21 protein-coding genes are annotated in these 24,949 nt (G+C 31.7%); 8 read left to right on the forward strand and 13 right to left on the reverse strand.

What is annotated here, in order from left to right:
• Window positions 1-2: 2 nt before the first annotated feature.
• The 4 genes from AABD74_RS20920 to AABD74_RS20935 all read right to left on the reverse strand — a co-directional run bounded on the left by AABD74_RS20920 (window position 3) and on the right by AABD74_RS20935 (window position 4,310).
• The gene (locus AABD74_RS20920; RefSeq protein WP_232679260.1) at window positions 3-1,289 is read right to left on the reverse strand and encodes a radical SAM/SPASM domain-containing protein; all 1,287 of its coding nucleotides are present in this window, start codon (window positions 1,287-1,289) and stop codon (window positions 3-5) included.
• Between the two features lie 55 nt (window positions 1,290-1,344).
• Entirely contained in the window at window positions 1,345-1,515 is a 171-nt protein-coding gene (locus AABD74_RS20925; protein ID WP_232679258.1) for a hypothetical protein, read from the reverse strand.
• Window positions 1,516-1,604: 89 nt separating this feature from the next.
• Window positions 1,605-1,775 (reverse strand): hypothetical protein, encoded by a 171-nt coding sequence (locus AABD74_RS20930; protein ID WP_232679256.1) that lies wholly within the window; start codon window positions 1,773-1,775, stop codon window positions 1,605-1,607.
• A gap of 144 nt (window positions 1,776-1,919) precedes the next feature.
• A complete protein-coding gene (locus AABD74_RS20935) occupies window positions 1,920-4,310 on the reverse strand; it encodes a TonB-dependent receptor domain-containing protein (RefSeq protein WP_406844187.1) in 2,391 nt (796 codons plus the stop codon).
• Window positions 4,311-4,586: 276 nt separating this feature from the next.
• Between AABD74_RS20935 and AABD74_RS20940 the strand changes: the two genes are divergently transcribed.
• The 6 genes from AABD74_RS20940 (at window position 4,587) to AABD74_RS20965 (ending at window position 12,362) form a co-directional block, all read left to right on the forward strand.
• Window positions 4,587-6,818 carry a lantibiotic dehydratase family protein gene (locus AABD74_RS20940; RefSeq protein WP_406844188.1) on the forward strand — a complete coding sequence of 744 codons (2,232 nt, stop codon included), beginning with the start codon at window positions 4,587-4,589 and terminating at the stop codon, window positions 6,816-6,818.
• Window positions 6,819-6,820: 2 nt separating this feature from the next.
• Window positions 6,821-7,684 (forward strand): thiopeptide-type bacteriocin biosynthesis protein, encoded by an 864-nt coding sequence (locus tag AABD74_RS20945; RefSeq protein WP_406844189.1) that lies wholly within the window; start codon window positions 6,821-6,823, stop codon window positions 7,682-7,684.
• The gene (locus AABD74_RS20950) at window positions 7,681-9,387 is read left to right on the forward strand and encodes a helix-turn-helix domain-containing protein (RefSeq protein ID WP_406844190.1); all 1,707 of its coding nucleotides are present in this window, start codon (window positions 7,681-7,683) and stop codon (window positions 9,385-9,387) included. Before AABD74_RS20945 ends, AABD74_RS20950 begins: the two co-directional genes overlap by 4 nt.
• Before the next feature lie 135 nt (window positions 9,388-9,522).
• A complete protein-coding gene (locus AABD74_RS20955; protein ID WP_232679244.1) occupies window positions 9,523-9,684 on the forward strand; it encodes a hypothetical protein in 162 nt (53 codons plus the stop codon).
• Window positions 9,685-9,732: 48 nt separating this feature from the next.
• Entirely contained in the window at window positions 9,733-11,904 is a 2,172-nt protein-coding gene (locus tag AABD74_RS20960) for a prolyl oligopeptidase family serine peptidase (RefSeq protein ID WP_406844191.1), read from the forward strand.
• Window positions 11,905-12,122: 218 nt separating this feature from the next.
• Window positions 12,123-12,362, forward strand: a complete 240-nt coding sequence (locus AABD74_RS20965) for a helix-turn-helix domain-containing protein (RefSeq protein ID WP_406844192.1) — start codon at window positions 12,123-12,125, stop codon at window positions 12,360-12,362.
• A gap of 101 nt (window positions 12,363-12,463) precedes the next feature.
• On the opposite strand, the gene AABD74_RS20970 is transcribed toward AABD74_RS20965, so the two are convergent.
• Window positions 12,464-14,329, reverse strand: a complete 1,866-nt coding sequence (locus AABD74_RS20970; RefSeq protein ID WP_406844193.1) for a TonB-dependent receptor plug domain-containing protein — start codon at window positions 14,327-14,329, stop codon at window positions 12,464-12,466.
• Between the two features lie 67 nt (window positions 14,330-14,396).
• On the opposite strand from AABD74_RS20970, the gene AABD74_RS20975 reads away from it, so the two are divergent.
• Entirely contained in the window at window positions 14,397-15,878 is a 1,482-nt protein-coding gene (locus AABD74_RS20975) for a PLP-dependent aminotransferase family protein (protein WP_406844194.1), read from the forward strand.
• Window positions 15,879-16,140: 262 nt separating this feature from the next.
• Here AABD74_RS20975 and AABD74_RS20980 read toward each other — a convergent pair whose 3' ends face one another.
• From AABD74_RS20980 to AABD74_RS21015, 8 genes are all read right to left on the reverse strand, one after another.
• Entirely contained in the window at window positions 16,141-17,259 is a 1,119-nt protein-coding gene (locus AABD74_RS20980) for an ABC transporter permease (RefSeq protein ID WP_406844195.1), read from the reverse strand.
• Entirely contained in the window at window positions 17,256-18,362 is a 1,107-nt protein-coding gene (locus AABD74_RS20985) for an ABC transporter permease (protein ID WP_232679225.1), read from the reverse strand. The genes AABD74_RS20980 and AABD74_RS20985 overlap by 4 nt, the downstream gene beginning before the upstream one ends.
• Before the next feature lie 259 nt (window positions 18,363-18,621).
• On the reverse strand, window positions 18,622-19,362 hold the full coding sequence (locus AABD74_RS20990; RefSeq protein ID WP_180858153.1) for an ABC transporter ATP-binding protein: 741 nt from the start codon (window positions 19,360-19,362) through the stop codon (window positions 18,622-18,624).
• Window positions 19,363-19,567: 205 nt separating this feature from the next.
• Window positions 19,568-20,476 carry an ABC transporter ATP-binding protein gene (locus AABD74_RS20995; protein WP_406844196.1) on the reverse strand — a complete coding sequence of 303 codons (909 nt, stop codon included), beginning with the start codon at window positions 20,474-20,476 and terminating at the stop codon, window positions 19,568-19,570.
• A complete protein-coding gene (locus AABD74_RS21000) occupies window positions 20,476-21,369 on the reverse strand; it encodes an HlyD family secretion protein (protein ID WP_406844197.1) in 894 nt (297 codons plus the stop codon). The genes AABD74_RS20995 and AABD74_RS21000 overlap by 1 nt, the downstream gene beginning before the upstream one ends.
• A gap of 7 nt (window positions 21,370-21,376) precedes the next feature.
• Window positions 21,377-22,642 (reverse strand): TolC family protein, encoded by a 1,266-nt coding sequence (locus AABD74_RS21005; RefSeq protein ID WP_406844198.1) that lies wholly within the window; start codon window positions 22,640-22,642, stop codon window positions 21,377-21,379.
• Window positions 22,643-22,707: 65 nt separating this feature from the next.
• On the reverse strand, window positions 22,708-23,310 hold the full coding sequence (locus AABD74_RS21010; RefSeq protein WP_232679215.1) for a TetR/AcrR family transcriptional regulator: 603 nt from the start codon (window positions 23,308-23,310) through the stop codon (window positions 22,708-22,710).
• Window positions 23,311-23,471: 161 nt separating this feature from the next.
• Complete coding sequence (locus AABD74_RS21015; protein WP_406844199.1) at window positions 23,472-23,897, reverse strand: NUDIX domain-containing protein; 426 nt, start codon at window positions 23,895-23,897, stop codon at window positions 23,472-23,474.
• A 115-nt stretch (window positions 23,898-24,012) separates the two neighbouring features.
• Here AABD74_RS21015 and AABD74_RS21020 point away from each other — a divergent pair, with 115 nt between their 5' ends.
• On the forward strand, window positions 24,013-24,921 hold the full coding sequence (locus AABD74_RS21020) for a helix-turn-helix domain-containing protein (RefSeq protein ID WP_406844200.1): 909 nt from the start codon (window positions 24,013-24,015) through the stop codon (window positions 24,919-24,921).
• The last annotated feature ends 28 nt before the right edge of the window (window positions 24,922-24,949 follow it).

The following is a 24,949-nucleotide window of genomic DNA, read 5'->3' on the forward strand; positions in this document are numbered from 1 at the left end:
AATTAACTAATAGCTACTAAAAATTTATTTTTTACAATTTCTAACTTCTTACTTTCATCAAAATCATTAACACAATAATCTTTTCCTAAATTTTCGAGTGCGCTTTGAGAACATCCACCGTTGCAGATAGGCATTATTTTACATTCTAAACAAGGAGGGTTTTTAAATTTAGCATTCATTCTTAAATCAAATTTTTCATTCCACTCTATCATTCCTTCCTCTTGTAAATCGCCTTCTTTATTTCCTGAATTAAAATCTCTTGCAGTACATTTAAAGACCTCTCCATTATAATTTATGGTGGCTTGATGCCTTTTATCTGCGTAACAAGAATCTCTTACAGAATCTATGTCTTTATTATAAGTTACATTAAAATTATTTTGCTTAAAATAAGTCATTGCATCAATCATTGCCTGATGCAAATCTTCTTTTTCCTGCCAAACACGATTAAAAGAAAAATTTAAAAACTTACGTGCTGCCTCATCCAGATCAGAAAAGTCATCTACAATTTTATTAAGATCTTCTAAAGTTTCTTTTGATATATTTAAACGACAAGTAATTGTTATTCCATTCTTAAGGGATAATTTGATGTTTTTAATGATTTCGTCATAAGACCCTTTTTCTTTCGAAATAAAACGCACCTTATTATGGCGTTCTCTATGTCCATCTAGCGTAATCTGCATATGTTTTACTCCAAATTTTACGCACTTATCTAATAAATCCTGATTTATTAATAAGCCATTAGTTGTAAAATCAGAGAGCATTTTTACACCTTTATCCTTGCACAAAGCGCTTACTTTTTCTAAAATTGGCAAAACAGTTTTATTGAAATACAATAAAGGCTCTCCTCCAAACCAAGAGAGTGAAAATTGTTTTAGGCCAGGCTGATTTAAAACACGGGTTATAAAATTAAGAGTCTTTTTAATTTCTAATTCTCCCATCTTCGAATCTTTGATATGAGTTTCATAGCAATACCAACATTTGAAATTACAATTCATAGTAGGATTGATAATTACATGAAAATTACCATTATCTGCCTGATCTATTTCATAAACTAAAGATTTTACTTGTTCTAATTCGTTTACATCTTTTGAAATTACAAATCCCTTTTCTTGTAAATGGTTATAAAAATCGGGATGAACTTCTTCTAATTCAGTAATATTCTCTCTTTCTGCAGCTTGAAACAAATCATATAATTCAGGGTCAAGGATAGTGAAATCATTTTTATAAGCATTATATCCTATAATTTTATCTTCATATGGAAAAAACGAATTGAATTTACTTGTCTTCATAGCTTAATAGTTTTAATTAAAATGCGAAGGCTTTAAGCCCTCGCATTAAGGGTTATTAGTTATTACAATGTGCAACTGAATTTGTACAGTTACAATTATTACCACTGTCAGGAGCAGTTCCTCCTTTTATTTTATTTAATTGATTTGTATCTAATGATGCAAATCCCCCAGAAAATTTCCCTTCTTTTAAAACTAATTTTTGAGGTTTATTTTTTGAATTTTTCATAATATTTAATTTTAAGGTTAAAGTTTTACAGAATCATCTTTTAGAGTCATCTGATTTCGATGCGGACTTTCCTTGCAAGGGTATTAATATTAGTTATTGCAATGTGCAGCTGAATTTGTACAGTTACAATTGTTACCACTATCCGGAGCAGTTCCTCCTTTTATTTTATTTAATTGATTTGCGTCTAAGGATGCAAATCCCCCAGAAAATTTCCCTTCTTTTAAAACTAATTTTTGAGTTTTATTTTTTGAATTTTTCATAATGTTTGATTTTAAGGTTAAAATTTCATGAAATCATCTTTTAGAGTCATATGATTTCTATATGGACTTTCCTTGCAAGGGTATTTATAAAACTGTTCTTTTGTCGTGCACTACAAATTACTTAGTTTCGATAAATTCAATAAATTAGTTGGCTCTATTACTTTCTTCTGTATTTCCTCCTTCTCTGTTTCTAACCTTTATAGATTTATTTCCGAAAGTATAATTAATAGAAAATCGAACCGATTGTGAATCATTATAAATATTGAAAGTGTATAATGTACCTTGAGTGTTTCTGGTACCTGTTGTTTTATAGGAACGAAATAAATCTCTAAATAAAAGGTTCATCTGAATTTTTTTATTCAGCATGCTGTATTTAAACCCTAAGTTCATATATGACCTTCCTTGTCTTGTATCGTAGGCGTATTTATTGGGAAAATCGTAATGGTAAGTTAATTCTGCATTGAGACTTTTTTCTTGATTTAAACTAAACGTATTTACTGCATTTATGTCTCCTCCCCATCCTGAATAATAAGCTTTTAAATAGCTGCTTGTACTCTTGTTCTCCGTATAATAAACATCTACACTGGCAGTAGACGACCACCAAGGAAAAACATTAAAAGAAACATACTCTGACCAGCCCGTAGATAATGTATTTCCAAAATTTTCGCGAATACTTAATATTGTATTCTCATCTTGATTAATAGTCAGCTGTCCAGACTCTCCTTTTGTAACTGACAGCCAAAGTTCTGTATTCAGCTTATTTTTATAACTATGATTAAGTTCTATATTATGACTAAATGAAGGCTGTAAAAAAGGGTTTCCATAATTAATGAAATTTAGATTTGTGTACCACCTTGCAGGATTTAGTTCCCAATAAGCAGGTCTTTTAATCCTTTTTGAATAATTTACATTAAAATTATTGTCATCATTATGAATATAAGATATGTAAACAGATGGAAAAAACTTTATGTAATCGTTTTTATTAATAAGATTTTCGGGTTGAGAAATTCCTTTTGTATAAGTTGCTTCTGCTCTCAATCCTAATTTTACATCCCACTTTTTATTCAGTTTTCGTTGAGCAGAAATATAAAATGCCTGGTTATTCTCCACGTATTCAAAATCATTCATTTGATTTAAATAGGGTTGGTTTTCTCCCGAAATTATTTCGTAAAATTCACCTAAAGCATTATTCCTAGTTTTCGTAAAACTAATTTTTCCTCCATAATTCAAATTTGCCCATTTAAAAGGCATATCAAAATCAACTTTAAATGAAAAATTATCTATATTCTGATGACCATAATTATAAGTATAATAATCATTAATTTCTGAATTTATATAATTCTCATTCGTCGTATAAAATGGATTATTTTTCTTTTGATCTCTTTTAAAATAATCTACATCTAAAGTAACTTGCCTGCCAAGAGTATCAAGTTTATGGGTAACATTAAAATTAAATGTATTATTATAACTATCTATATCTGAATCTCCGGTTGAGTGATAGTATTTATCTAATTCTGATGAAGATGATGAATAAATTAAGTTTTTACTTGTTTGATAATCATTTGCATTAAAATTGAATCCATTATAAAATGCACCAATTTTAGTTTTAGGAGTCAGCTGATAATTAATTTGAAAATTACCCGCTATGCTTTTTGAATTAGATCTGGTATAATCCTCTTGATTCCAGGTCTCCTGAGTAAAATAAGCATTAGGGGTGTTAGTATTAATATTTTTTCTAAATGATGATGTAATGCTAGTCGAAATATCTACTTTATTTTTCTGATATAAGAAATCGCCTCCTAATGATTCAGAAAAATAAGCAGCCTGAGTTGAAGTACTTCTCACTGTTCCATTCCAGCTATTTTTTTTAGTTTTCTTTAATATTATATTTACAATTCCGCTGTTTCCTTCTGCATCGTATTTTGCCGGAGGAGTTGTTATAACTTCAATACTTTTAATATTAGCAGATTGAATTGTTCTTAAAAAAGCAATTAAATCTTCTCCAGAAAGTTGTATCAATCTATCATCAACCATAACAGCCATTGCCTTTTTTCCTACCATAGAAATCCCATCATCCTGAACCTTTAAACTTGGTGTAACCCTCAAGGCATCAATTGCATCACCGCCAGCTGCCGAAATAGAATTTTCTACATTAAAAACTAATCGATCTATTTTTCGTTCTATAATCTTTTTTTGATTTTTTACTACTACTTCATTTAGTTTTTCTTCTTTCTCTGTTATTTTAATAACCCCTAAATCAATATTATCATTAACTGTTATTCTTTTTTTCCATAAAACAACACCCATTTGTTTTATTTGTAAAAGATAGTTGTTCGCTCCTGCAGATAATACAAAATCACCATTACTATTAGTCATCTCGCTCATTATTGCAGTTGAATCTTTATCTATCAACAAAACTTCGATAAGCTCTATAGGATTATTTTTAGTATTGACCACTTTACCGGTAACTTTTACCTGTGCAAACAATACTGAACTATAAAGCAATAAAGAAGCAATTACTATTATTCTTGTCATTCCTAATTATAAATTATATCTTTTATTATGAGTAATTTTCTAAATCCAAAACTATATTAACAAAGGCTCTCAATGCAAATGGTGTATGTCTACATTTATAAATATCGTGGGTTATTTTATAAATTCCGGATAAAAAAAACACCAAGAACTTGTTTTTCAACCAATTAACAAATGTGTTTTATTTAAATATTTCAGTCATATTTTCACATAAAATGATTCAAAAATGTATAATTTTGGCCACTTTTTTAATTGTTCGGTACCTGTTTAATAACTAATATGTCAAAACCAGAAATAGATTTTACTTTTTTTTCTTCGTTTATAATTCGTACTCCCGCTTACCCTATTCATTTTTATAAAAATCTTACAAAAGGATTTTCAATTAAATCTGATACTGTAAAGGATTTAGTAAAAGACCCTCAAATTAGTGAAGCTCTATATTTAGCCTCACCAGAGTTATTTGCGGAAATTCAAAAATGGTGTACACAAGAAAATTACCCTATTCAAAAAGGTGAAAAAATTAAAATATCTGTATTAAAATATCTAATTCGAATGTCGACCAGATGTACTCCGTTTGGGCTTTTTGCGGCCTGTGGTGCGGGCAGATTTAGTGATTTTACAAAAATCAATATCGAGAAAAATAGTCCAGCTGATATTCTCGCTGGCAAAAAAGATCCTTTTTATAGAAGAACCCGTTTAGACATGCAGTTTCTGGCTAATGTATCGACTCAATGGAGCAAAGATCAGAGCATTCAAAACGAATTACTTTTTTATCCCAATTCTACACTATATAAATTAGGTGATTTTTATAGATATATAGAATATACCTTTGAAAAAAGCAAACGCAAATACTCTCTTGAAGCATTAAAAAGAAGTGATTATTTAGACTTAATACTAGAAAAAGCTGTTGCGGGCTTAAATAAAGATAATTTAGCTGCACATTTAATAAACGATGAGATTAATAAAGAGGAAGCTTTAGAGTTTATCGACGAATTAATTTCGAATCAAATTCTGGTATCAGAATTAGAACCCACACTCACCGAAAACTCAATAAAAAAAGAGCCTAAAAAAGTCCTAAAAATTGAAACTTTCAATAATGAAATTAACAATAAGCTGCTAAAAATTGATGCCGAGTTAGGAAACCAAATTGCTGCTTATGAAGCCATAATGGAAACCCTGCAGAAAGAAGAAATTGCTTTTGATAAAAAGTATCTTTTTCAAACTGATTTATTTCTTGATTCAAATGATTTTCAACTAGATAAAAAATATACTGCTGTATTATACAAAGCAATACATCTTTTAAACCAAATTTCTGAAAAACCTAAACAGACGCCTTTAGAAAACTTTAAAAAATCTTTTCTTGAAAGATATGAGCATGAAGCTGTTCCGTTAGTTAAAGCACTTGACATCGAAACGGGAATTGGATATTTGCAGAATACTATTTTTGACCCTACTCCTATATTAGATAGTATTGAAATCAAACCCAAGACAAATACTGATCAGCAAATAAACTTAAATGAAGCTCAAAAAATTGTTTATAATAAATTACAAAATGCATTGCAGAATAACGAGACAAGTATAAGTTTAAACAATGCTGATTTTAAAGAAGTTTTTTCGGTACATAACACGTCGGATACATTTTCGTGTGTTTTTGAAATCATCGAAGAAAACGAAAAAGAATGGATAGCAATTCAAAGCATTGGAGGCTCTAGTGCTGCAAATTTACTAGCCAGGTTTTGTTATGGAAATCCGGAAATAAGCAATTTTGCAAATGAAATTACGCAATTTGAATCTGAAAGTATTACGGATAAAATCATTGCCGAAATAATTCATTTACCAGAGTCAAGAACAGGAAATGTATTAAGAAGACCAAGTTTTAGAACTTATGAAATTCCTTATTTAGGACAGTCAAATCTTCCTATTTCGAATCAAATAAATATTGAAGATTTATGGTTATCCATAAAAAACAACAGATTAGTTTTATGGAGCAAAAAACATGACAAAGAGGTTATTACAAAACTGACCAACGCTCATAATTACTCTTATAATGCTTTACCTATTTATCAATTTTTGTGCGATATGCAATTTGAAAATCACAAATCGGCATTAGGATTGAGTAATAAGTTTGAAAAACTTTTTGATTATTTACCAAGAATTACAATTGGAAATTGTATTATTTCAAAAGCAAAATGGATTTTTAATAAAAAGAAACATTCTGATTTTTTTGAAATATTGACTTCAAAAAATGATTTCAATCCTGAAATAATCCGTTCAGCACTTCTTTCTATGAACATTAAAAAAAATCAATATGTATCATTAATTGATGGTGATAATACATTGGTCATTAACCTTGAAAATGACACTTGTATTCAAATGCTGGCTGAAACAACAAAAAGCAGAACACAATTTATTCTGGAAGAATTTTTATTTCCTTCAACTAAAATCGTTACAGAAAAAACAGGCTGTTATGCCAATCAATTTATTGTGGGTTTAAAAAAAAATAAAGTATAAAAATGAATCAGCAGTTAAAGAGAACTTTTATTCTGGGAGAAGAATGGCTTTATTATAAAATTTATTGCGGAAACTTTTCTGCCGACAGCATTTTAGCAGAAAGTATTTTACCAATTGTGACCAAGCTTCGCAAAAAAAAACTTATTAAGCAATGGTTTTTTATACGTTATAATGATCCTAAAAATCATATAAGGCTTCGCTTTAAAATAAAGGACCCCAAGAATATTCAGAAAATAATACTATTGATTCAGACTCATTTTAGAGAGTTGATCGAAAAAGATTTAGTAAATGATATTGTAACGGCTACTTACAAAAGGGAAATTGAACGATATGGAGAAACTACAATTGAGCTGGTTGAAAAATTATTTTATCATCAAAGTAAAAAAACACTAAAACTTATTTGTAACACAACTACACAGGATGATGAAATAGCCCGAATATTTGCCTCGTTACAAATGATCGACGATTTGTTAGAGCATTTTCAGATTTCTTTAGAAAACCGAATTCATTTTGTAAAATCAGTAGAACAGGCTTTCAAAACCGAACATGCAATAGAAAAAGAAAATAATAAAAAATTAGATCAGCTGTATCGAACATATAAAAAAGAAATAGGATTATATTTACAAGAAAAACAAGAGCCTTTTTATTTAGAAGGATTAATTAAATTATTTAAAACAACCCAAAAAGAGATTGCGATAATAAATGATATAATAAATAAGAAACCATCGATTCCTTTAGAAAATATTATTTCCGCTATTATCCACATGAATATTAATCGAATCTTTAGATCAAAACAAAGACAATACGAAATGCTTTGTTATGATTTCATGACCAGATATTATAAAAGCATAGCTGCCAGAAAATGAAAAATACGACCCTGATTTTTTTACTGTTATTTACAACGGCTTTATTCTCTCAAAAAAAAGAAACTTTTATTATTCCTGATTCGCTAAAAAACACATCTTTTACCGAACTGGAAAAGCGTTATGAAAATTCTTTTATGAATAAAAAAAACAAAAAGCTTTATGCTAATATTTATTACCAAAAATCTAAACTTCAAAATGATAAAATAATACGTGCCAACGGATTATACTTTTTTGCTATAGCAGTAGCCAGCGATACTATTGCAATGCAGTGTTCAGACTCAATTATTACACTAACTAAAAATGTTGATGATTTTAATTATCCTGCGAGGGGTTATATCTTAAAAAGTAGTTTTTTAATGAAAAATATGGATTTAAGATCTTCTTTAACTAATGTCCTGGAAGCAGAAAAATACTCTTTGAAAAAAGGGAACATTGAGCAAAATTTATTGGTAAATCAACAAATTGCCCTAATTAAAATTGAACTGGGAAAACCAAAAGAAGCTTTACCCCTTATAATTAAAAATTACAACTATTTTAAATCAAAAAAAACACATTCTATTGATTATCTATATACTACCTGGATTTTATCAGATATATATATTCGTTTAAAGAAAATAGATACTGCCCTTTATTACATTAAAATTTTACAAAATCAAATCAATTTAGATGATCGGTTTTATAAATACTCCATTATGTATGAAGGTATTTGTTATCACTTTAAAAAACAGTATACTAAAAGTAACCCTCTTTTAGATAAAGCTCTTGTAATGCTGGGTTCAGGCGATGATAAATTAAATTTAGCTATTAGCTATTATTACAGAGGAGAAAATATTTTACAAAATGAAAAAAATATAATTAAAGCGCAGAGTTATTTTGAAAAAGCAGATTCTATACTCGTTAAAAGCGGATCCAATACAGCCGATTTACAAAATAATTGTATTCGCCTAATTGAAATCAGCAAAAAACTAAAAAATAACGAAAAACAGTTATATTACTTAAATCGCTTAATTGAGATAGATTCTTATTTAAATAAAAATGGGATTATTTTAGAAGAAAATATCAATAAAAATTATGAAAGACCTCATTTATTATTAGAGAAAGAAAAAGTAATTGCAAAAATAAACACAGAAAAACAGCTTTACATTGGTATTGGTTTTATCATTTTTATAGGCTTAGGATTTTCTCTGTTTTATTTATCAAAAACAAAAAAACAAAATAAACTTTATGAAAACAGAGTGAATGAATTAGTTCAAATATACAATGAGGAGAATAAAACTCCTGACATACAAAATTCTATTTCTGAAACCATTATTGAACCAAAAGAAAATACGGTAAAAACGGTAGACCTTTCTAAAGAAAAAGCAGTTGAAATATTAAAAAAATTAGACGAATTTGAAAAAAATAAAGGCTATCTGGAACCAAACATAAACCAAATTGATTTTGCACGAAAACTTGAAACCAATAGTACTTACTTATCAAAAACCATTAACCAGTATAAGAATAAAAATTTCAGTCAATACATAAATGATTTAAGAATAGAACATACTATTGCAAGATTAAGCGGCGATAAAAAATTTAGAAATTATTCTATCAAAGCCATCTCAGAAGAAGTTGGTTTTAGTAACTCTGAATCTTTTTCAAAAGCTTTCTTGAAAAAAACAGGATATCAACCCTCCTATTTTATAAAAAACAGCGAAAAATAATCCTTTTTAAAATATTAGAAATCAACCTATTATAAAAATTAAGAGACGATATATATAAATCTCGAGAATAACAATTTTTAACTGAAGGCAGCAGGCAGTACATTCGCTTAAAATTAATTTTAATATTTAAAAACTATGAAAAAGAAAGAAGTTAAAACGGCTAAGAAATTATCATTAGATAAATTTAAAGTAGCTGAATTTAAGAACATGCGTGCAATTATTGGAGGAAATGCTGATAATGAAGATAAAGGCGGAACAATTACACCCCCTACAAATTCAGGACAGGTAAGCAATTAAAATTCTTTAAAAGTGCAGTAATTGTAGTCAAATATTTAAATGTTTATAATGAAATTATATTTTTTAATCTGTGCTTTTGTTTATACAAATATTTTAGCTGGTCAAGAAATTACTTTGACAGAAAAACCATTTACTGACAATTATTATGGCAAAGTCATTAGTGATCCGTATCGTTATATGGAAAACACAAATGATACATTGGTACAAAAATGGTTCAAACAAAATAGCATAGAAAGCAGAAAACTTTTAGATAATATTTCAGGCAGAAAAGAAATACTTGAAAAATTACTTGAATTAGAAAAAAGAAATTCATTTGATATAACCTTACTTAACATTGCTGCAAACAATTACTCTTTTTACTTAAAGAAATTAAATAGTGATAAAACAGGAAAGCTTTATTATAAAAGCGGGGAAAAAGCAAAAGAAATTTTGCTTTTTGACCCTGCAGATTATAAAAAAGAATCTGGCAGTAATTATTCAATAACTTACTTAAAACCTTCCTGGAACAATAATACAGTTGCTATAGGTTTGTCTAAAAAAGGAGAAGAAATAGGCGAAATAGCTTTTCTTAACGTAACCACTAAAACTTTACATCCTGAAATAATTACACATTGCTGGCCAGCTGCATTGGCAGGTATAAAATGGCTTTTGGATGATTCTGGAATCATTTACATTCATATACCCGTAATTGATACCAAAGACAAAAATTATATATTAAATACAGAATCTGTAATCTATAAATTAGGTGATAATCCAGATAAGCATAAAATAATACTTTCAAAAAGTAATAATCCTGAAATTGAAATCACAGATGCCGATTTTCCTGTAGTATATGATTTTAATTCTAATGATAAATATATAACAAGCAGTTTAAGCGGTGCAACAACCTATGAAGATTATTATTACGCCAATATTGAAGAATTAAGCAATCAAAAAATAAACTGGAAGCCTTTGTATAAAAAGGAAGACGGACTCTTAAACCCAAAATTAATTAATGACAATTTATACTGCGTTTCATCAAAACGCACCCCAAACTTTAAGATTATCAAAACCAATATTACCAATCCTGATTTTGAAAATCCAGAAGTTGTCGTAGCCGAAAATAAAATAGAATCTATTGACGATTATGTCATAAATAATGAAGGTTTATTTTACTCTACTACTAAAAATGGAGTTGAAGCCAAACTTTACCAGAAAAAAGATAACGTAATAAAACAAATACAATTGCCAATAAAGGCAGGTGCTATTTCTATACAAAATAAAAACAGTGCCAATCCTGGCTTATGGGTAAGCATTAGCGGATGGCTGAATTCTAAATCCAGATATAGCTATGACGCCGCAAAAGAAAGCTTTACTGAAGCAAATGTTACAACACCAATTCTTTACCCGGAGTTTGAAGATTTTGTTGTAGATGAGATTGAAATTCCATCACATGATGGCGCTATGGTTCCTGTATCATTAATTTACAAAAAAGGCCTTAAAAAAGATAAGATGAACAATATTCTTATTGATGGATATGGATCATTTGGAATTTCAATGAAACCAAGGTTTAGAACCTTTTATCTATCGTGGGTTTTAAACGGTGGTGTTTTTGCAGAAGCACACGTAAGAGGCGGTAGTGAAAAAGGCGATGATTGGTATAAAAACGGATACAAATCTACAAAACCTAATAGCTGGAAAGATTTAATCGCTACAGCAGAATATTTAATTAAGGAAAAAATCACATCAAAAGAGCGAATTGCCATAACCAGCGGCAGTGCCGGAGGTATTTTAGTAGGCAGAGCTATAACAGAAAGGCCTGACTTGTTTCGAGTAATGATTTGTAAAAATGGAGAATTAAATACAGTAAGACTTAAAGAAACTCCAAACGGGCCAAACTGCATGAAAGAATTTGGTAATCCTGAAATAAAAGAAGAACTTGAGGCTCTTATTGAAATGGATTCTTACCTGCACATAAAAAACGGAGTTAAATATCCTTCATGTTTAATAACTACCGGCATGAATGATGCCCGTGTAGCTCCTTGGATTTCAGGTAAGCTTGCAGCAAGGTTAAAAGCTTCAACCGCATCTAAAAACCCTATTATTTTTTCAGTAAATTATAATACTGGACACGGACTCGATAATTCAAATCTAGAATTATATAATGATTTTGCTGATCAATTTGCTTTTGCATTTTGGCAATTGGGGAATCCAAAATTCAAATTAATAAACTCAGATTAAATCGATTTGCCTGAAAATATTTAAAAAGGTAATACATTAGATTCGGAAAAAGGCTTGTAAACATTACGTTTACAGGCTTTTTTTATTCCAATCACTTCAAAAATCATTAAAATAGTATTTCTAAAATCCGTAAAAAGAATACAAATTGCCCGAATTAGTATTATTCGTAACCACGTTTCTGGTTAGACCTTTACACCATTAATTTAATAGCTAAAAAAATGGACAAAACAATTTTAATTACAGGAGCAAGCAGCGGAATTGGAAAAGAAACAGGCAAAAATGCTCAGGATCATATTCATTTCTATTTAATTGAAGAAGCCAAAAACGTTTTATTAAACAGTAATAAATCCGTCAGCGAAATTGCCTATTCATTAGGATTTGAATATCCACAGTATTTTAATAAACTTTTCAAACAAAAAACCGGAAAAACGCCAATAGAATTTAGAAACATGAATTAAAAGACACGTACCTATTTTTATTTTTTTTCTGCTTTTAAATTATATCAAAAAAGGGGAAAGATATTCGATATCTTTCCCCTTTTTATAACTAACCTTTGTATTTAAAAAGTAACAAATTTTGCACCTAAACTGAACCATCTTGCTGGCAAAGGAAATGCTCCAATTTCATAATAAGTAGTATTGAAAATGTTTTGTCCATCAATAAAAATGGTAAACTTTTTAATAGACTGACTAATTCTAACGTCGTTAATCCAGTAAGAAGCTCCGGTAACTCTTTCGTTAAAACGAGTGGCCAATAAAACAGAGAAATCTTTATGCTGAAAATCTATCGTATTGGTTACCTGATGTTTTAAAGACGAAATCAAATATTTAGAATACGGCTCGTCGCGGGTATCTCTAAATTTAGAATCTAAGTAAGAATATCCTAAAGTGAAATTTAATTTTGAAGCTTCAGAAAGATCAAATCTGTATGATCCTCGCATATTGACACCGTTTGTAATTAAATCACCGTAGTTTTGACTTTGCCACGGCACCGTTGTTACCATTCTTGTCCAGTCAATGTAATTGCTTATTTCTCTGTAAAAATAATTCACATTTAAGTTTAAAGATTTTCTGTTGAATTTAAACCCGAATTCGCTTTGAAAAGCATTTTCTGCTTCCAGATCAGGATTTCCAATATTTCCCGGACGCTGATTTAGGTATAAATCTGTAAAGGAAGGAATTCTTTGACTAGTTCCCACATTAGCAATAACCTTAAATTCGTCTGTCAATTCATAACTCGCGTCAATGCCTGGGTAAACCTGCCATTTATAATCTGAATTATAATTAAGATAAGTTCCTAAATTCACGTTCAGTTTCTCAAACAAATACGTTCTGTATTCTGCATAAATCCCCACATTTTTACGATCGTGATCACCAATATTTGATGAATGAATATCTTCATTTCTGAATTCGGCACCAAAACCAATTTCACCTTTTTCCGTTTTGATCGAAGAATTTAATTCTGCCGCAATAGAATTGGTGTAATGCCGGCTTCTTCCAACATTCAGGTTATTGTTTCCTAAATATCTGTAATCATCATAATTATATCTGTACGTTACTCTTGGCATAATTTTCCAGTTATCCGTAATAAAATGTTTCGACTGAATATTAGCAAAAGTTGTCTGTACCACTTCTGTAGAATTTTTATCTCCCGGTGCAGCATAAAATCCGTTTGCTCCAAAACCGTTTTTTACATAACCAAATGAACCTAAAATTTCATTTGAATCGTTGATCTGAACATTTCCCTGATACAAGATTTTATTATTCTCAAATCCTGTATTATAACGGTATCCATTGCTTTTATCGTGCGATGCAAAAATAGAATGCTGGTGTTTTTCTTTTCCTAAAACAGCTCCAGCCTGAACTCCGGTTCCAAAAAATGTATCTCCAGAATCATCAGAATCTTTCTCAAAATTAGAACCCGCATATGTACTTAATAAAACTCCAGATTTTGTTGGCTTTTTAGTAATAATATTAATTGCTCCAGTTAAACTGTTGATTCCGAAGATTCTCGCAGCCGGACCACGCAAAATTTCGATTCTTTCAATTGCTTCAACCGGAAGCGCCAGATTAAGCATATTATGAGCCGTTTGAGAGTCAATTATTTTCGCACCATTTAACAAAACAACAGTCTGCTCAAAACTTCCTCCGTCTAAACTTATATCAGCCTGTCCTCCAAAAGGTCCTCTTTGTCTTATATCAACTCCGTTTGCATATTGTAAAACTTCCTGAAGCGTTCTTCCCGGTAATTTTTTAATCGTTTCGTTACTAATAACATAAACGTTTCTGTTTTGTTTTGAAATTGGAATGCTTAATCGGTTTTCATGGATAATAACCTCATCAATTTCTATAATCGAATCCTTTTTTGTCTGGGCATAAAAGTTGGTACATATTAATGCTGTAACAGCAAAATAGATTTTTTTCATTCTGGTTTTAATTTTTTTGCAAAAGTAGTACCTTGCCGTACTAATCAAGTATACCAGTTTTGTAATTATGAGTGGTCCGGTTCAAATTCCTTTTAAAAGTTTTATTCGGCTTAAGCCAGAAGAAAGCACGGCAATTTACCTGCAAATCGTTTTTGAATTTATAAAAGCGATACAAACGGGATTTCTTCCAGAAGGAACAAAACTTCCGGGAACACGCATTTTATGTAAACTTTTAGCTGTAAACAGAAACACTTTAATTAAGGCTTTTCAGGATTTAGAATCGCAGGGCTGGATTGAAACACTTCCTAATAAAGGAACTTTTATCCTTTCTCAGCACAAAGAAAAAAATAACGCCGAATTTATAGTTCCAAAGGAAAATAAAACACAGGAAATCAATATTGGTTTTGAATTCAAACGTTCGACGATTCTTGAAAATCCTACCGAAACCAGCAATCTTCCCTATCAGTTTAATGACGGAATGCCGGATTTGAGACTGGTTCAAAATGATATTTTGGCTCGACTTTATGTTTCAAAATTAAAAAGGCAAAAAACATCCAAAACATACGAGCAAATTCAAATTCGTTCGCATTTAAATTTTAAAACTCATTTCTCGAATTACCTCAATCTTACTCGCGGTTTACGCATTGCTACGGCAGATTTATTGACAACGAGCAGTCACGAAATTAGTTTGTATCTGGTTACAAAAGTGTTGATTTCTCCGGGCGATAAAGTGGTTGTGGCTTCGCCGGGATATTATATTTCAAACATGACTTTGACCAATACCGGAGCGCAGATTATCACGATTCCTGTTGATCAGGACGGAATTGATACGAATCGTTTGAAAGAGATTTGTGAAGAAACCAAAATCAGGGTTTTATATCTGACTTCCAATTATAATTATCCAACGACTATTTCTTTGAGTGCCAAAAGAAGAAAGGAATTACTGGAACTTGCCAGTCAATACGGTTTTGTGATTCTGGAAGATGATTACGATTTTGATTTCCATTATGATAATAACCCAATTTTGCCTTTAGCGGCTTTTGATTCGAATCAAAAAGTGGTTTATATTGGTTCTTTCGGAAGATCGCTTCCGTCTGGATTTAGCTATGGTTTTGTGGCTGCTCCGCCCGAATTTATTTCGGAATTAGAAAAACATCAAAACATTCTGGAACCCAGAATTGATGTTTTAAAAGAACAGGTTTTAACGGAATGGATTAACGAAGGCGAAATGCATCGGCTTTCGAAGAAAAATAAAAAAATCTATAAAGAGCGCCGGGATTATTTTGTTTCCTTATTGAATGAAAAACTGAAAGGCAAAATTAAATTTAAAGTTCCTTCGCGCGGTTTGGCAGTTTGGATTGAATGGCTTGATAAATTCAATTTGATTACACTGCAAAAAGAATGTGCCAAAAATGATTTGTTTCTGCCCAAAACCATTTTATATCAAACAAAAGATGTAACCGCGACAAGATTAGGTTTTGGACATTTAGAAAAAGAAGAAATGGAACAGGCTGTTTCTATTTTGTGCAAATCTATTGAGGCTATTTAATTTTTTTTAAACACATAGAAACATAGTTTTTACTCATTTTTTTAAACATAGCCCGTGGTTTCAACCACGGGGACGCAGGATAATTCACGATGCGTTTCCAGTGGTTGAAACCACGGGCTATATTTAAATACAATATCCTTTTATTTATTCTAAAACATAGCTATCTATGTTTGTTTAAACAAGTGAAACGCCTTTAGCTCAAAGAATACCTATGTCTCTATGTGTTAAATTAATTTTACCCAACTGGTTAAAACATTATTTTTTAAGATGTTTTTCTATAATTTAAAACCGCGGCGATATTCAAAACAATGGCAAAACCTACTATAATTAAAATATGTTTTTGAACATCTTTAAAACCGCTTCCTTTTATCACAACCATTCTCATTACATCAATAAAATAAGTTATCGGGTTGAATTTTGAAACTGTTTTAGCCCAATCCGGCATACTATCTATTGGGGTAAACAAACCGCCCATTAAAACAAAAATCATTACAAAAAAGAACATAATAAGCATCGCCTGCTGCTGTGTATCGCATATGGTAGAAACCAATAATCCGAAGCCTAAAATGGCCAGTAAATAAACGGCTATAAAAGCGTATAAAACTAGAATGTTTCCAAGCGGAATAATTCCGTAAAAAATCCAGCCAACCAATAATCCTAACGTAAAAACTACATTGCCGAGAATCCAGAACGGAATTAATTTCCCTAATATAAAATGGTATTTTTTTACCGGAGAAACATTAATCTGTTCGATTGTTCCGGCTTCTTTTTCTTTTACAATATTTAATGCCGAAAGAAAACCGCCAACAAGCGTAACCAGAATTGCCAGAATTCCCGGAACCATATACAGCCTGTAATTTAAATGCGGATTGTACCAGTTTGACGATGTAATTTCTATTACCGGAATAGCATTAAAACTTGTAGAAACATTCATTTTTTTTCGCAAACCATTATTGTATTCTCTTATAATATCGCTGATATAACCTGCACCCAATCCGGCTTTTGTTCCGTTAATGGCGTTTACACCAATAAAAAGCTGCTGTTTATTTTCTTTAATAAGATCTTGTTCAAATCCACGCGGAATTTCCAGAATCAAATCGGCATTATCTTCTTCTAATTGTGTGAAAGCCTGTTTATACGAATCGTTATACGTTCGCAGTTTAAAATAACCAGAAGCCACAACCTGATTAATTAAATCTCTGGAATAATCTGAACGATCGTTATCTACCACAGCCAGATTAATATTTTTGATTTCATAATTTGCAGCAAGCGGCAAAATAATAAGCTGCATAACGGGCATTACCATTATTACGGCTAAAATGGCGCGATTACGAAATATTTGTTTAAACTCTTTGATGAGCAAAAATTTGATGATTCTCATGACAAACGTATTTTAAAGCTTTTAAGACTTATGATCAATAAGAAAATGGTGATTCCGAAGAGAATTAAGGTTTCTTTCCAGACATAGGAAAATCCTAATCCTTTTATCATAATTCCTTTTACAATGATATAATACCATTTTGAAGGCACAACGTTTGAAAACCACTGCAAAGGCAGAGGCATATTTTCAATAGGAAACATAAAACCGCTGAAAAGTAATGTTGGCAAAAGCATTCCGAGTAACGAAATCAACATTGCAGTTTGCTGCGAATCGGTTTTAACCGAAATAAATATTCCTAACGTCAAACAGGTTATAATAAACAAAGTACTTTCTGCAAAAAGTAAAAATATATTCCCTTCAATTGGTAAATCGAGAACAAACACACTCAATAATAAAATCGAAATCACATTTACCATCGAAAGTAAAAGATACGGAACTGCTTTTGAAAGTATAACCATTAAAGGTTTGAATGGTGAAACCAAAAGAATTTCCATCGTTCCGGTTTCTTTTTCTTTTACGATAGCAATTGCTGTCATCATAACACAGACCAGCATTAAAACCAGAGCCATAACGCCGGGAACAAAATTTGGCGCTCCTTTTAACTGCGGATTGTATAACATTTTTACCTCCGGTTTTATCTGTAATGGCAACGGATTTTCCTGATTCAATTCTGTCTGATAATCGTTTATGATTGATGAAACATAATTGGTCAATGTTGTCGCATTATTCGGATCTGATGCATCTGCCAAAACCTGAATTTGGGCTTTATTTTGATGTAAAAGCTGGTTGTTAAAACCCTCAGGAAATATAACTGCCATTTTTATTTCTCCGGTTCTAAATGCGGCTTCCAGTTCTTTGCTTCCGGCAAGGCTTTTTCTTATTTCAAAATAACGGCTTGCTTCTATTTTGGTAATGATTTCTTGTGAAGCAATATCTTTGGCATAATCTACCACAACTATTTGGGAGTTTTTTACTTCATTGGTCAAAGCAAAACCAAAAATAAGAATCTGCACCACCGGCATTCCAAAGAGAATCAGCAGTGTTTTTTTGTCACGCAGTACGTGCAAAAATTCTTTTTTTACGAATGTTAGAAATTGTTTCATATTCGGTTTTTTTTATCCTGCAAGGTTTTTAAAACCTTGTAGGTATGCCTATTATTCGATGTCCTTTATATTTAGACCTACAAGGTTTTGAAAACCTTGCAGGATTGGAATTCGTTTAGAATGTGATTCTAAAATATTTTTTCTTTTCTTGAATCCGATCTTCTCCTGCAAGGTTTTCAAAACCTTGTAGGTATCATAATTATTTTCTACACTTTATATTTTAAACCTACAAGGTTTTGAAAACCTTGCAGGACGAATACTATTCGCCGCGTTTGGCTTCTCTGGCAAGATGATAAAATACCTCATCCATTGTGGTTACGCTAAATTGTTTTTTTAGGTTTGTTGGCGTATCGAGTGCTTCTACTTTTCCGTCGACCATTATCGAAACCCGGTTACAATATTCGGCTTCGTCCATATAATGCGTTGTTACAAAAATGGTAATTCCGTTTCCCGATGCTTCGTAGATCAAATCCCAAAACTGTCTGCGTGTTACGGGATCGACGCCGCCCGTAGGTTCATCCAGAAATACAATCTCTGGTTTATGGATAATTGCGGTTGAAAAAGCCAGTTTTTGTTTCCATCCTAACGGAAGTGAACTTACTCGCTTGTCTGCCTGATCTTCCATTCCTAATTGTTTCAAAAGTGCTGCACTGTTTTCTTTGATTGCTTTATCACTTAAGCCATAAATTCCGGCAAAAAAAGTAATGTTTTCCTGAACCGTCAAATCATCATATAGCGAGAATTTCTGACTCATATATCCTATACTTTTCTTTATTTTTTCGGTTTCTTTATAAATATCAAAACCTGCAATTTTTGCTTCGCCGGATGTTGGGTTCGATAATCCGCAAAGCATTCTCATGGCTGTTGTTTTACCTGCTCCGTTTGCGCCGAGAAATCCGAAAATCTCTCCTTTTTCCACCTCAAAAGTGATGGCATCTACGGCGGTAAAATCTCCAAATCGTTTGGTTAATGCTTTGCACGAAATTACTTTCTCGTTCATAAAATGTTTTTAATTCGTTGGTTATGTGCATTTTTTGTCATTTAACATAATTACAATCTTGTCATCCTGACGAAGGAAGGATCACACGCGAAACGCGACAACAATTGGCGATTTACTTTGCGGAGCTTCTAATGCGATCCTTCCTTCGTCAGGATGACAAAAATGCGCAGACAAACTTTGACAAAGTTTTAAGCCTGGCAATATTTTAACTTAAGAGCTTAATAAAACTGTCTTCTATCGTTACGGCCGCTTCTTTTATCTCTATATTTTTAATTCCTTTTGTTTCCAAAAACTGTAATAAATCTGCTTTGTCTGGGTTTTCCTTGAAAGAAAAATGAGCAAATTCTCCAAAAGCATAACTCATTAACCGATTTGGATATTCAGCCAAAGCCTTTAAAAGCTCATACATATTAGCTGCTTTTACAGCAAAAAGCACATCAGGATAATTTTGGATTATATTTTTCGGACTGTCAATCGAAAGAATTTTTCCATCCTGAATCAATGCAATACGATCACAAAGATTGGCTTCATCCATATAAGGTGTCGAAACGATAATGGTAATATCCTGTTTTTTCAGTTTTTGAAGCATTTCCCAAAATTCTTTTCTGGAAACAGGATCAACTCCGGTTGTAGGCTCATCGAGAAATAAAACATTTGGTTTATGAATTAAGGCACAGCACAAAGCCAGTTTTTGTTTCATTCCGCCGGATAATTTTCCTGCTCTACGGGTTTTAAAAGGTTCAATCTGAATATAAATATCTTTGATTAAATCGTAATTTTCCTGAATCGTGGTTTCGAATAATGTGGCGAAAAAATTCAGATTTTCTTCTACCGTTAAATCCTGATATAAAGAGAATTTCCCAGGCATATAACCAATGGTATTTCTAATGGATTTAAAATCTTTTACTACATCGAGTCCGTCAATAGAAGCCGAACCATTATCTGCCAGTAAAAGCGTGGTCAGGATTCTGAAAATACTTGTTTTTCCTGCGCCGTCCGGACCGATTAATCCAAAAAGCTCGCCTTTGTTTACAGAAAATGAAACATCATTTACAGCAGCTTTTTTTTCCTTTCCGTAGGTTTTGGTAATATTTTTTACAACAACCGATTCCATTATTTTAAAAGTTTGATTTCGCCGTACATTCCAATTTTCAGATACCCATCATTTTTCACTCTCACTTTAACGGCATAAACCAAATTGGCACGTTCGTCTTTTGTCTGAATTGTTTTTGGCGTAAACTCAGCTTTGTCGCTAATCCATTCTACAACACCGCTGTATTCTTTATAAGTTTTGTCTGCTGCATCTGTAAAAACTTTTACATTGTCGTTTAATTTTACGCTTGGCAATTGATCTCCGGTAATATAAGCTCTTAAAATTATTGTTGATAAATCGGCAATTTTATAAAGCGGTTTACCAATTGCCGCCATCTCTCCAGCCTCTGCATATTTTGTCAAAACCGTTCCGTTCGTTTTATTGACAATTTTTGATTTAGCCAGCTGATCTTTAATTTGACTTACCTGAACTTTTAAGGTTTGGGTTTCATCATCGATTCCCGTTGTACTAATATTAAGCTGAGTTTGTAACGCTGTAATTTGTTTTTGTATAACCAAAACTTTTGTCGTTGCATCATCGAGCTGTTTTCTCGTTGCTGCATCGGCTTTTACCAGATTCTGCATACGCTGCTGATCTAATTTTGCTTGTTTTAGTTCTTCTCTGTAAACATCTAACTGTGAGTTGATATCTGGCTTTTTACTCTGCGTTGCTTTTATTTGTGCCAAAAGCTGATCTCGTTTCAGCGAAAGCTGTATCGTGTCTATATAACCTACAACTTGGTTTTCTTTTAAAACATTTCCTTCTTCAACTTTTAACTCTTTGATTATACCGCCCGCTTCTGCCGGAATAATGGTTTCTACGGCTTCAAAAGTTCCTGTTGCATCAAATTCGTTCTTATTATCAGAACATGATATTGCCGCTGCGGCTATTATTATAAATGCTGTTTTTTTCATTTTATGCTTAATTACCGGTTATTAATTTTTGTCTGTATTTTGCCAAAAGCAAATCTGTTTCATGAATAATTTTGTTTTGCGCTGCGGCATTTTCTTCGTTTACTTCTCGCAGATAATCGCTGGAATCAATTACGCCATTGTCTAATTGTGCCAAAGCTGCTTTTTTAACATTGTTTCTCAGCGTTATAATTTCATTGTCAGAAACCAGATATTCTTCAAGTTTTGCTATTTCTGCACTTTGCTGTTTTATGGATTGATTGGTATTAAAAAGAAAAACTTCTTTGTCGACTTCGAGCTGCTGTTTATTAATGTCAATAATTTGTTTTTGCTTTTTATCAGTATAAAGTCCCGTTAAAGACCAGTTTAGTCTTACTCCGCCAATGTAATAGGATTTCCAGCCCACTTCAAGCATATTTAGCCCGGGATTTCCGTAACCGCCCTGCAGGAAGAAATTAAACTTTGGCAGATTGGCAATATCAACTGTTTTTTTACCCAGTTCCAGACTTTCATTTCTGTAATTAAAAAGCTGTAATTCAGGGCGGTTAATTTCTATTGAATTTACAATATTATCCGGAATTTCTAATTTTGTGTTTTGAGATAATTCTAAATTGATAAAAAGCCCAAGCATGTCTAAATATGCTTTTTTATAATTGCGGATCCCAATTGCTGTTTGGTCCGCTTTTAGATATTCTGCTTTAAGCAAATCAAGACTGCTTCTGTAAGCTGTGCCGTTATTAAGTTGTGCCTGAACCGTTTTGATTCCAATATTGATATCGTTTTTGAGTAAATCACTTTGGTGGAGTTGTTCGTCAAAAACCAATATTCCAAAATAAAGTTCGGTTACTTTTTGTTTTACTGCATACAAATCAACCTGAAGCTGCTGCTCTGACACTTTGGTTTGTTTTTCTACGATTTCTTTCTGCTGTTTTAAGTTTCCTCCGTCATAAATGAGCTGGTTTACTTCTGCGTAAGCGCGGTATTGATCTTTATTTAAAATCGGGACATCTACCCCCGGAAGACTTACCGGCAGCTTTGTAACATCTGACTGATACGCTGCCTGACCAAAAATGTCGAATTTGGGATAATAACCTTTGGCAATATTATCAATCGTGAATTCACTGCTTTTGGCAATTAAATCCCGCTTTTTTGATAACGGATAATTTTCTTCTGCTAATGCATAACAATCCTGAAGTCGTAACAACTTGTCATTTTGCTGTGCATAAAAGTGAAATACTGGAAGAAAAACCAGTATAACTACAAATAACCTTTTCATACTCATTTTTTTAATATTTAATAATTCGTTTTAATCATTTGATTAAATTTAGTCCAAAAAAATAGCTACGAATTTATCATAGCTTTAAACCACTGCACAATTAATGTTTTTCTTTCTTCAGCAAAGTTGTCTAACTGCTCTGAAGTCATTACTCCAGCCGATTCAAAAACAGGTTTGGCAATGAAAGGAAAAATCGACATTGACAAAACATTTACTATAAAATGCAGCGGATGTATATCTGGCTTTTTTTCTTTTAATTGTTTTACCAAATAGGAATCTGTCAATAATTTTCCGGCCTGCATTCTGTTTCCAAAATGTTCGGGATTATTTCGAATTTCGCTTAAAACGAATAAAGGCAAACCCGGATTTTGGCTCAGCATTTCAATATATGCTTCTACAATCAAGGCTACTTTTTCTTCTAATGAAGTTTTATCGTTGTTAACTATGGGCGCAATTACACCAAATAATTTTGCAACTTTCTCGGCCATTACGAGTTCAAAAAGTTTTTCTTTACTTCTGAAATAATAATTTAAAAGCGCCAGATTAATTCCTGCTTCTTCTGCAATATCACGAGTACGCGTAGCAGAATATCCTTTTTGAGTGAATACAATTCTTGCCGCTTCTTTTATTTTTTCTTCGGTACTTGCGTCTTTGCTTTTTGGTGCCATATTGTGGTAAATCTTTGGCAAAGATAAAAATGATTTTGAATTAAACAAAAGATTTAATCAAATGATTAAACATATTTTTTAAACTGATATTAAAATCCTGAAATCAATTACGCAAAAAGAAGGATTTTTATTTATGATTTAAAGGGAAAACCAAACAAATATTAAAGAATATAATCGCTTTTTAATTTTTCAAAGGCGATTTTATCGGTAGGAAGAACCAAAGGATTAGTCTCTGAATTAATATCGAACCATTCTAATTTTTCAATAGTTGGAATTTGAACATCTAACGCTTCAATATTAAGGATCTTAACAAGATAATAAATAGTAAAAATCTGCTTATTATCTTTCATTCTGGACTCTATAAAATTTTCTTGTGTATAAATATGCTTTACAACTTCTATTTTTAAATTCAGTTCTTCCTGAAATTCTCTATGCAGGCAGTCAATTGTGCCTTCTCCAAATTCAAGTCCGCCTCCCGGCAGTTTGCAAAGATTTGTTCCGGCATAGCTTTCGTGCAGCGCTAAAACTTTGCTGTGATTTACACAAAACGCATAAACTCTGACATTAAATCCAATTAATTCGCTCATAAAATTTAAATAATATATTAGTTTTTGGGCATAACAACCTGTAACCCTGCAAAAATAAGCAAATGATCGCCCGCATTTGAACAATCTCTATTTAAAAAATAAATGGTAACTTTTCATGCTTTTTATTCTAACATCAGCTTCAATTATGACTACAGATATTATAGAATTACATGATTGTATTGTTTTAGTAGAGCAGTCTGATACTACCAAAACTATAGTTCAGAAATGTGAAATAGACGGAGATGCCGTAGGTTTTGCATTTTATGGTTCTGGCAATGTTGAGCTGGAAATCAAGCATAATAAACAAACAAAATATTTGACGAATACAACGGGTTTAGCAATTTGTTTCTTTGGAAATCAAAAAGTAGAATTCTCTCATAAAATCGAACCCGATAAACCTTTGCAGTCAATTAGTATTTTTACAAAACTGAAAAATCTGAACTCGCTTCCGCAGGCTGAAAGGGAAATTTTTGAAAATTATCTGCCGCAGTTATTAAATCCGAAAGAGCATTTTGTAAAAGGCCCGTCTTTTTATATGACGCTAGAAATGCAGCTGGCGGTTCAAAAAATCTTTAATACATCGTATACCGGAAATACACGTTTGCTGTTTTTAAAAAGTCAGGTCAACGAACTTTTGGCACATTTCTATGCTCTTTTAGCTTCTGATAAAAAAACAGATTTATCTGAAATTGATAAAAACAAGCTTTTTCAGGCTAAAGAAATTGTTACTACCAATTATTCTACGCCGCCGTCGATTACTCAATTATCACAAATGGTTGGGCTGAACAGTAATAAACTGAAGAAGAATTTTAAAGAACTTTTTGGCATTCCGGTTTTTAAATATGTCCAGGAAGAACGGTTGAATAAAGCGTATGAATTACTCCGCGAAAGCGAAAAAACAGTTCAGGAATCGGCTTGGGAAGTTGGTTATGAAAGTCTGAGTTCGTTTTCGAATGCTTTTCATAAAAAATTCGGAATGCGTCCAAATGATGTAAAACAGCAGTTCTTTTCAAACAAATCATAATTCTTTTACGACAAATGATTCTTTTTTA

It is taken from the genome of Flavobacterium soyae (assembly GCF_045348165.1).
In the GTDB taxonomy this organism is placed as follows: Bacteria; Bacteroidota; Bacteroidia; order Flavobacteriales; family Flavobacteriaceae; genus Flavobacterium; species Flavobacterium soyae.

Bases quoted from the DNA above. Each gene is read 5' to 3' on its own strand.
- AABD74_RS20950 (WP_406844190.1), top strand. From the start codon at position 7,681: ATGAAAAATACGACCCTGATTTTTTTACTGTTATTTACAACGGCTTTA.
- AABD74_RS20980 (WP_406844195.1), bottom strand. From the start codon at position 17,259: ATGAGAATCATCAAATTTTTGCTCATCAAAGAGTTTAAACAAATATTT.
- AABD74_RS21000 (WP_406844197.1), bottom strand. From the start codon at position 21,369: ATGAAAAAAACAGCATTTATAATAATAGCCGCAGCGGCAATATCATGT.
- AABD74_RS21005 (WP_406844198.1), bottom strand. From the start codon at position 22,642: ATGAAAAGGTTATTTGTAGTTATACTGGTTTTTCTTCCAGTATTTCAC.
- AABD74_RS20995 (WP_406844196.1), bottom strand. From the start codon at position 20,476: ATGGAATCGGTTGTTGTAAAAAATATTACCAAAACCTACGGAAAGGAA.
- AABD74_RS20985 (WP_232679225.1), bottom strand. From the start codon at position 18,362: ATGAAACAATTTCTAACATTCGTAAAAAAAGAATTTTTGCACGTACTG.
- AABD74_RS20945 (WP_406844189.1), top strand. From the start codon at position 6,821: ATGAATCAGCAGTTAAAGAGAACTTTTATTCTGGGAGAAGAATGGCTT.
- AABD74_RS20960 (WP_406844191.1), top strand. From the start codon at position 9,733: ATGAAATTATATTTTTTAATCTGTGCTTTTGTTTATACAAATATTTTA.
- AABD74_RS20940 (WP_406844188.1), top strand. From the start codon at position 4,587: ATGTCAAAACCAGAAATAGATTTTACTTTTTTTTCTTCGTTTATAATT.
- AABD74_RS20975 (WP_406844194.1), top strand. From the start codon at position 14,397: ATGAGTGGTCCGGTTCAAATTCCTTTTAAAAGTTTTATTCGGCTTAAG.
- AABD74_RS20970 (WP_406844193.1), bottom strand. From the start codon at position 14,329: ATGAAAAAAATCTATTTTGCTGTTACAGCATTAATATGTACCAACTTT.
- AABD74_RS21010 (WP_232679215.1), bottom strand. From the start codon at position 23,310: ATGGCACCAAAAAGCAAAGACGCAAGTACCGAAGAAAAAATAAAAGAA.
- AABD74_RS20965 (WP_406844192.1), top strand. From the start codon at position 12,123: ATGGACAAAACAATTTTAATTACAGGAGCAAGCAGCGGAATTGGAAAA.
- AABD74_RS21020 (WP_406844200.1), top strand. From the start codon at position 24,013: ATGCTTTTTATTCTAACATCAGCTTCAATTATGACTACAGATATTATA.
- AABD74_RS20935 (WP_406844187.1), bottom strand. From the start codon at position 4,310: ATGACAAGAATAATAGTAATTGCTTCTTTATTGCTTTATAGTTCAGTA.
- AABD74_RS20955 (WP_232679244.1), top strand. From the start codon at position 9,523: ATGAAAAAGAAAGAAGTTAAAACGGCTAAGAAATTATCATTAGATAAA.
- AABD74_RS20990 (WP_180858153.1), bottom strand. From the start codon at position 19,362: ATGAACGAGAAAGTAATTTCGTGCAAAGCATTAACCAAACGATTTGGA.
- AABD74_RS20925 (WP_232679258.1), bottom strand. From the start codon at position 1,515: ATGAAAAATTCAAAAAATAAACCTCAAAAATTAGTTTTAAAAGAAGGG.
- AABD74_RS21015 (WP_406844199.1), bottom strand. From the start codon at position 23,897: ATGAGCGAATTAATTGGATTTAATGTCAGAGTTTATGCGTTTTGTGTA.
- AABD74_RS20920 (WP_232679260.1), bottom strand. From the start codon at position 1,289: ATGAAGACAAGTAAATTCAATTCGTTTTTTCCATATGAAGATAAAATT.
- AABD74_RS20930 (WP_232679256.1), bottom strand. From the start codon at position 1,775: ATGAAAAATTCAAAAAATAAAACTCAAAAATTAGTTTTAAAAGAAGGG.